The sequence below is a fragment of the Marinilactibacillus kalidii genome, assembly GCF_017599325.1.
In the GTDB taxonomy this organism is placed as follows: Bacteria; Bacillota; Bacilli; order Lactobacillales; family Carnobacteriaceae_A; genus Marinilactibacillus; species Marinilactibacillus kalidii.
In genome coordinates this window covers 1-8015 of the sequence record NZ_JAGFVM010000034.1, presented here as the reverse complement: position 1 = coordinate 8015, position 8015 = coordinate 1, and the positions used below count along the sequence as shown (strand labels likewise).

At 35.4% G+C, this 8015-nt stretch carries 9 protein-coding genes; 4 read left to right on the top strand and 5 right to left on the bottom strand.

Features of this window, described 5'->3' with window-relative positions; genetic code table 11:
• Positions 1-833: ISL3 family transposase (locus J5J05_RS08655; RefSeq protein WP_208559039.1), on the bottom strand; the 833-nt coding region annotated here is incomplete at its 3' end.
• 127 nt (positions 834-960) lie between these two features.
• Positions 961-1968, bottom strand: a complete 1008-nt coding sequence (ccpA, locus tag J5J05_RS08650; protein WP_208560287.1) for a catabolite control protein A — start codon at positions 1966-1968, stop codon at positions 961-963.
• 253 nt (positions 1969-2221) lie between these two features.
• Between ccpA and J5J05_RS08645 the strand changes: the two genes are divergently transcribed.
• Positions 2222-3313, top strand: a complete 1092-nt coding sequence (locus J5J05_RS08645; protein WP_208560286.1) for a M24 family metallopeptidase — start codon at positions 2222-2224, stop codon at positions 3311-3313.
• Between the two features lie 158 nt (positions 3314-3471).
• Here J5J05_RS08645 and J5J05_RS08640 read toward each other — a convergent pair whose 3' ends face one another.
• From J5J05_RS08640 to J5J05_RS08630, 3 genes are all read right to left on the bottom strand, one after another.
• Positions 3472-3969 (bottom strand): DUF421 domain-containing protein, encoded by a 498-nt coding sequence (locus J5J05_RS08640; protein ID WP_208560285.1) that lies wholly within the window; start codon positions 3967-3969, stop codon positions 3472-3474.
• 100 nt (positions 3970-4069) lie between these two features.
• Entirely contained in the window at positions 4070-4627 is a 558-nt protein-coding gene (locus tag J5J05_RS08635) for a YtxH domain-containing protein (protein ID WP_208560284.1), read from the bottom strand.
• Positions 4628-4688: 61 nt separating this feature from the next.
• The gene (locus J5J05_RS08630) at positions 4689-5087 is read right to left on the bottom strand and encodes a DUF948 domain-containing protein (RefSeq protein ID WP_208560283.1); all 399 of its coding nucleotides are present in this window, start codon (positions 5085-5087) and stop codon (positions 4689-4691) included.
• A 334-nt stretch (positions 5088-5421) separates the two neighbouring features.
• Between J5J05_RS08630 and J5J05_RS08625 the strand changes: the two genes are divergently transcribed.
• The 3 genes from J5J05_RS08625 to J5J05_RS08615 form a co-directional block, all read left to right on the top strand.
• Positions 5422-6084, top strand: coding sequence for a hypothetical protein (locus tag J5J05_RS08625; RefSeq protein WP_208560282.1), 663 nt, complete (start codon positions 5422-5424; stop codon positions 6082-6084).
• 88 nt (positions 6085-6172) lie between these two features.
• Positions 6173-7060, top strand: coding sequence for a mechanosensitive ion channel family protein (locus tag J5J05_RS08620; protein WP_208560281.1), 888 nt, complete (start codon positions 6173-6175; stop codon positions 7058-7060).
• Positions 7061-7182: 122 nt separating this feature from the next.
• The coding region (locus tag J5J05_RS08615; RefSeq protein ID WP_208559039.1) for an ISL3 family transposase at positions 7183-8015 on the top strand (833 nt) is incomplete at its 3' end.

Below are 8015 nucleotides of genomic sequence, written 5' to 3'. Positions count from 1 at the left end.
ATTCCTTTAGACGGATAGCTAGAATGGTTGTATTGTTTCATGATTTTTACTCTGATTCTATTTAAAGATCGATTAATCAACTGGGTGATGTGAAAGCGATCAATAATGATTTTTGCATTTGGAAAAAGCTCTCTTATAAAGTACTCATAAGCTGCGTTCATATCAATCACGATGAGTTTTACCTGCTCTCTCACTTTTAGCGGATACTTTTGAAAGTGAAGTTTGAGATAAGCTTTTCTTCTATCAGGAAGGATATCGATCACCTCATGTGTATCGCCATCGGCGTAAATGAAGCTCATCGAACCTTTCACATTTTTGACTGATTTGAATTCATCGAAAAGCAAACAAGGCGGTAAAGATTGGAAGTCAGGGTAATAGACTTGGGCGAATGTGCTAATCACTCGCTTAACGGTGGAAGGTGATACCGTATGTTCTTCTGCTATATACTTCATAGAAAGATCTTCTCTTGATTGAAAGCCGATGTGTTGCTTTACTTTCTTAGAAATAAAACAATGTTCTTCGACTTCTGAGGAATGAGCAGAGAAGGTCTGTGTACAAGACTTACAATAGAAACGTTGTTTCTTTAGATAAAGGCGCGTTGGATACCCAGCCACCTTATTCCAGACCATTTTAGTTAGCTTGGTTCCGTACTTAATAATGTTATAATCGGCGTTTTTAACACCGCACTTAGGACAATAGCCTGGTGTATAAGTGATTGTCCCACTGACAATATTGGTTAAAGTTCCTTTTAGGGTTTGACGATCGATCTGAGTCAATGTGATCGATTCATCTTGGATATGAAGCAATTTTTTGATATCATTAGATTCAAGCAAGCGAGATTCCTCCTATAGATTTGGTGTGGTAACTATAGTCTATCAGAGAATCTCGCTTGTTTCATTTTACATAAAAATAGTGTTGGCGAATTCTCACCAACACCAAATATTATAGAACCGATATTTTTTAGTTTTCTTTAGTTGTTCCTTTTCCAGCTATATGGAATGGTAAAGTAATTGTTTTTTCATCTATTTCTTCTTTGTTCATCAGTTTAGTTAAGAGGCGCATTGAGACAGCTCCGATATCGTAAAGTGGTTGAACGATTGTACTCAGCTGTGGACGCGTCATGTCGGTTAATTTAGAATTGTTAGAGGTAATCAATTCAAACTCATTTGGTACACTGATATTTCTATCAAGTGCAGCATTCAATACACCCACTGCTAATTCGTCATCTGCAACAACTGCAGCTGTAGCGCCTGCTTTTGAAATCTGTTCAAAAACAGCTTCTCCAACTTTATATGTGTACTCTGATTGAACGACTAATGATTCATCATAGTCTAAGCCAGCTTCTTTTAATGCTTCTTTGTAACCTTCTAATCGATATTGACCGTTAATCGGTTCATCGTGACTTTCTGATATGAAAGCTACTTTTTTATGACCATTATTGATTAGCGTTGCTACACTATCTTGAGTAGCTATTTTATAGTCAATGTTTACACTACCCACTTGACCGTCTGGATCAACTGTACCCGCCAATACAACAGGTGTGCGCGAACGAGAAAATTCAGCGCGTAGCTCTTCTGTGATTTTATTCCCCATGAATATCACACCATCTACTTGTTTAGCTAGTAAGGTGTTTAATACTTGAACTTCTTTTTGTTCATTTTCATCTGAATTCGCTAAAATAATATTGTATTTATACATCGTAGCAATATCATCGATCCCTCTTGCTAAAGAAGAAAAGTAAAGATTAGTCACATCTGGGATAATTACCCCAACAGTGGTTGTTTTTTTACTAGCTAATCCTCTAGCAACAGCATTAGGTCTGTAATCTAGACGATCAATAACATCTAAAACTTTTTTTCTAGTTGTTGGTTTTACATTTGGGTTCCCGTTTACTACTCGTGATACAGTAGCCATTGAGACACCAGCTTCTCTTGCCACGTCGTAAATTGTAATTGTTTGTTTATCCATGATTTTCTCCTTTTGTATTCTTCGTTTTTATACGTTTCTGTTTTTAATCGCTTGCATTTCATGCTGAAAATCATACTATTTTATCTAAACCCTACTTTAGCAAAGGATGAAAGAGATTTCAAGAACAAATATTTCATTTTCATGAAATTTTCTTTATTTTTTTCAGAAAAGGCTTACTTTAATAATTATGTTCTCTCATTATAATCATGTTACAATGAAAATATCAACTAATAAGTAGGAGTGTATGCAGTTTATGAATCAACCGATAAAAAACTTAAAAAATAAAATGGCTCTTTTAGATATTGATCTCATTTATATAGACGACCCCAGTTTGGTGGGCTATTTTACAGGATTCGAAAGCGATCCTCACGAACGCGTGCTTGCTTTATTTCTGATGAAACATCACGCATTCCTTTTCACACCAAATTTGGAAGCTAAAGATGCTAAGCGCCAGTCTTCGATAGAGACGATTATTAGCTATAAAGACGAAGAAAACCCATGGGCAATCATAGAGTCACATTTATCAACTTATGATTTTCCAATCGAGAAAGTTGGTATAATTGAGAATAATCTTACCGTTGAACGCTTTAACCACTTGATGAAGTCTACTGCTTCACCTAATACGATGGATATTTCTTCTATGATCCAAGAGATTCAATTGATTAAGTCAGATGATGAAATTCAGAGAATGATAAAAGCTGGTAAAATGGCCGATAAGGCACTTGAGATTGGCATGAATGCTTTAAAGGTGGGTATTAGTGAACAAGCGGTCGTTGCAGAGATAGAGTATGAAATGAAAAAGCGCGGTATTTCTGAAATGAGTTTCCAAACGATGGTCCTATTCGGTGATCATGCAGGTAGTCCTCATGGAAACCCTGGAGAGAGAACACTTCAAGAAAATGAATTCGTTTTGTTTGATTTAGGTGTCGTTTCTGAAGGCTATACAAGCGATGTTACACGTACTGTTGCTTTTAAATCATCTACTCAAGAAGAACGTGACATTTATGAAGTCGTTCTCTCCGCTCAAAAAACTGCACAAGCAGCAGTGAAACCCGGTATAACGACTGGAGAATTAGACAATATCGCACGTTCGATTATCGAGAAGGCAGGTTATGGTGATTATTTTACCCATCGCTTAGGACATGGTTTAGGAAAGACAGTACATGAATACCCAAGTTTATCAAAGGGTAGTGAAATGGTCATAAAAGAAGGTATGTGTTTCTCATTAGAACCAGGCATATATATCGAGAATAAAATTGGAGTTCGTATAGAAGATTGCGTTTATGTGACAGCTGAAGGCTGCATTCCTTTTACTCAAACAAGTAAGGAATTTATCACTTTATAATCAAATAAGAAGTGGCTGAGACAAAAGTCTCTTATAGTCTTAAAATTAAAAAAAGAGAGGCTGGGATATTTGTCCCAGCCTCTCTTCCTGTTTCGTACTATTTAAATGACGAATATTTTAGAAAAAAAGGCGGTGACTTTTCACCGGCCCCTTTTCGTCTATATAACGTTTGATAAGGTGTCTTTGTCTGAATCATTTGGTGCTTTCTTTAGAACAGAGATCTTTCCATCTGTTTCGAGCACTACTGCTGCGACTTGCTCAATTGACCCAATCCCTTGAGAACGAATAGCTTGTAAAATTTCCGATTCAGATATTCTTTCTTTTTTCATTTTGATTCTATCATATTGATTATTAAAATAAATCAATGATGGCTTTGATTTCAGTAGATTACTGATTGTTTCCGAGCGAACCGATAACCATGTTGAAATAAATTGCAGACCAACTAATAGAAAAAAAGTTGTAACACCTTGCCAAAGATTTTTTTGATTATTGATCAGCAAACTGGAAACTGTTGATCCCAATGCAACCGTAACGACAAAATCAAAAGCATTCATTTTTGAAAGTGTTCGTTTTCCTGAAATACGCAAAGCGATAATCATTACGATATAAAAACAAATACCTACTACAAGTAATCTAATCAATTCCTGAGTAGTCATTTTATTCCCTCCATTCTATAGTGCTAGACAATTAAAATACAGAAAAAAGAGATGCACAGTAAGAAATCGTGCACCCCTTTTGTTCTAGAGACAGTCTAATTTAGATTCCAACATTTGTGTTTGTTGTTTCTTTATCGTTTCCGCCATCTTCTTTCGTTTGCTCAGTACTTGTATTTCCAGATTTTTGTCCTTTACTTTCGCTTTCAGACATTTTCTTTTCGTCATAATCATATGACATCGTGCGAGATTCAGCATTGTTAACGTCCGTACTGAAGTCTTCTTTCTCATTATTACCTTTTATTTTATTTTTTGCATCTTTAGCAATTGATGATGCTTCTTTCTTAATATCATTCAACGTGTCTTTATTATTTTCTTTGCTTTTACCATAAGAATCTACTGCTTGTTCGTAGGTTTTTTTAGCATTCTCAACATAATCATTACCTGCTTGCTGAGCATTATCTTTAAGTTCCATACCTTTTTCTTTAGCTAAGTCAGCGTAATCTTTAACTTGATCTTTTGCACGATCAGTTTGCTGAGATATATCTTCACGTAACTCTTTACCAGATTTTGGTGCTAATAATAAAGCACTTACTCCAGCAATAGTTGCACCAACAATCGTACCTAGTAAAAATCCTTCTGATCTATCTTGTTTTCCCATGATTATATGCTCTCCTTCTAAATGTCATTTCAATAACAATAGTCAATTACTCGAAATTCAATTATTTTGCTATTGTATTGCTAACTTTTCTTGCTAGTCCAAATTTAGCACCGCGCTTAGTTGCACCAGCTAAATGAGTTGTTAAGTTTCTAGTTGAATCATTTAAGCTTGAAACTGAGATACCTAAATCTCCTACTGCTTGGAACAATGGATCAGTGAGACTTAATTTGCCGTTAACATCGTTAAGTGTTGTATTTGTTTTATTCAACAATCCCTCAACTTCAACTAGTAAATGATCTGCATCTTTCGTTAATGTTCCAATACTTTTATTAGCTTCTTCGATTGTCGTGTTCAATTCTGATACAACATTTGCCACCTTGAATAATACGTAACAAAGTCCTAATACCAAAATAGCGAATGCCACGGCAGCAATCAAAGCAGCGATTTCTCCACCTGTCATAACTATCCCTCTTTCCTTTTTTGTTTACAAATTAAGAATACCATTGTCTAAATCCAAAAAGCAAATAGTAAGATTGTTAACTTACAAACAGTCCTACCATGTCTACTACAAAATGAATAAATCCAGTAAAATTCTACGATACAAAATGACACAATTGGTTTATAATAGTCTAAACTGCAAATGAATACCTTTTAAAATCATTTCACTTGTTGCATCGCTTTTACACAACCTCTCTTATAGGATGATCAGCAGCGTCTTTCTTTGAAGACACTATTTTTTCATCTAAACGTTATTGATTGTCCTTTTTATAAATGCCAAGGAGATGACTATACTTATGAAAAAGTTGGTAGTTGATTTAAAAAAACATACATTTACAAAACGCAGTTTATTATGGTCCATTGTCAGTTTGGTAGCCATACTAGCCGTCGGAATATATTTCTCAAAATATAATATTGGTCCATTTGCTGGAGAAAAGATTAGTGGGCTACAAGATAACCATATCCGTCTAGTCTCAAATGAGAGTGGTATGAATCAGTTAACTTATGATTATTATGGAGAATACGAATTAAACTATGAAGGCAATGGCATTGAACTCTATCTTGATTATTATAATCATGGTAAAAAAGAAAGTAATCAGTTGTTGACTTCAGTCACTACAGAAGGTTCTCAAGACTTTAGCGGTCCACTATTGTGGGGCTTGACCCCAGCTAAGGAAGATGAAGATACTGAATTTGAAGATGTCTATGCAAAAATGACTCTATCCAGTGCCTCCTCTAGTTCTAGAAATCGATTTTATCTTTTACCTAAAACAAATACGGGTATATTTTCAACCTTTACGCCTGATAATAGCAATGACTCCTTAATCAAAGATAAACCGGTCATACTTTGGAGCTACATGGAAGATGGTAGCGTTTATCCAACGTCCGCTGACTATTTCAACGGAGAAAAACCAAAAACAGATAAAATATTTGCTGTTCTTTATTTCATACCTAAATAATCATTTCTTCATGATAAGTTCCTAGAATTCGAGCAGGATATTTGATACAATCATGCTATTGTTATTAGATGAGTAAGGGAGTTTTTAGATGTTTTTAGCTACAAACGAGAATGTTGAGCAAGCCGCAACTGAGCAAGTAAGTTTATTAAAACAATTCCTAAATGATATAGATTGGAATCAAATATGGATCAATATGATAATAGGATTTATTCAAATTCTAATTACAGTAATCGCTGTGCTTATTTTAAAAAAAATCGGTCATTATGCTATAGAAATTGTATTTAAACGATACGTAAAAGAAAAAAATACTATTCCTAATAGGTATAATACGCTATATAGGTTAAGCAAGAATTTATATAATTCTTTACTTTATTTTTCTCTAGCCTATGCAATTCTAGCAATTTTGGGGATACCCGTTGGTACGTTGGTAGCTAGTGCAGGTGTTGCTGGTTTAGCCCTATCATTAGGTGCTCAGGGATTTGTCTCTGATATCGTCAACGGCTTTATGATTTTACTTGAGAAACAGTTAGATGTTGGAGATGTCGTCAAAATCAATGACATTATGGGCGTTGTAGAAGATGTGAATTTAAAGACAACTAAGTTAAAAGATTTTGATGGCACGATTCATTTCATTCCCAATCGCGCAATCACAGTTATCAGCAACCGTTCTAGGGCAGACATGCGGGTTCTATTGGAGATTCGCCTCTTCCCGAACACTAACCTAGATAAAGTCCGAAATGTCCTAGAAAGTGTCAACGATCGCTTTATTCCTAAACATGAAGAGATCACTATAAAACCAGCGACGATTTCTTTTGTTCCTGTTGGCGCTGGACAAACCGCTGCACAAATTATTATGTATACCAAAGCCGGCACTGAATTTGCCATCAGAAATACGTTTTACGAGAAATATGTTGAAGCACTTTCTAGAGAAGGTATTGATCTTCCAAAAATCAATTTAGATCTTACACCTCAATAATCAGGTTCTATAATATTTGGTGTTGGTGAGAATTCGCCAACACTATTTTTATGTAAAATGAAACAAGCGAGATTCTCTGATAGACTATAGTTACCACACCAAATCTATAGGAGGAATCTCGCTTGCTTGAATCTAATGATATCAAAAAATTGCTTCATATCCAAGATGAATCGATCACATTGACTCAGATCGATCGTCAAACCCTAAAAGGAACTTTAACCAATATTGTCAGTGGGACAATCACTTATACACCAGGCTATTGTCCTAAGTGCGGTGTTAAAAACGCCGATTATAACATTATTAAGTACGGAACCAAGCTAACTAAAATGGTCTGGAATAAGGTGGCTGGGTATCCAACGCGCCTTTATCTAAAGAAACAACGTTTCTATTGTAAGTCTTGTACACAGACCTTCTCTGCTCATTCCTCAGAAGTCGAAGAACATTGTTTTATTTCTAAGAAAGTAAAGCAACACATCGGCTTTCAATCAAGAGAAGATCTTTCTATGAAGTATATAGCAGAAGAACATACGGTATCACCTTCCACCGTTAAGCGAGTGATTAGCACATTCGCCCAAGTCTATTACCCTGACTTCCAATCTTTACCGCCTTGTTTGCTTTTCGATGAATTCAAATCAGTCAAAAATGTGAAAGGTTCGATGAGCTTCATTTACGCCGATGGCGATACACATGAGGTGATCGATATCCTTCCTGATAGAAGAAAAGCTTATCTCAAACTTCACTTTCAAAAGTATCCGCTAAAAGTGAGAGAGCAGGTAAAACTCATCGTGATTGATATGAACGCAGCTTATGAGTACTTTATAAGAGAGCTTTTTCCAAATGCAAAAATCATTATTGATCGCTTTCACATCACCCAGTTGATTAATCGATCTTTAAATAGAATCAGAGTAAAAATCATGAAACAATACAACCATTCTAGCTATCCGTCTAAAGGAAT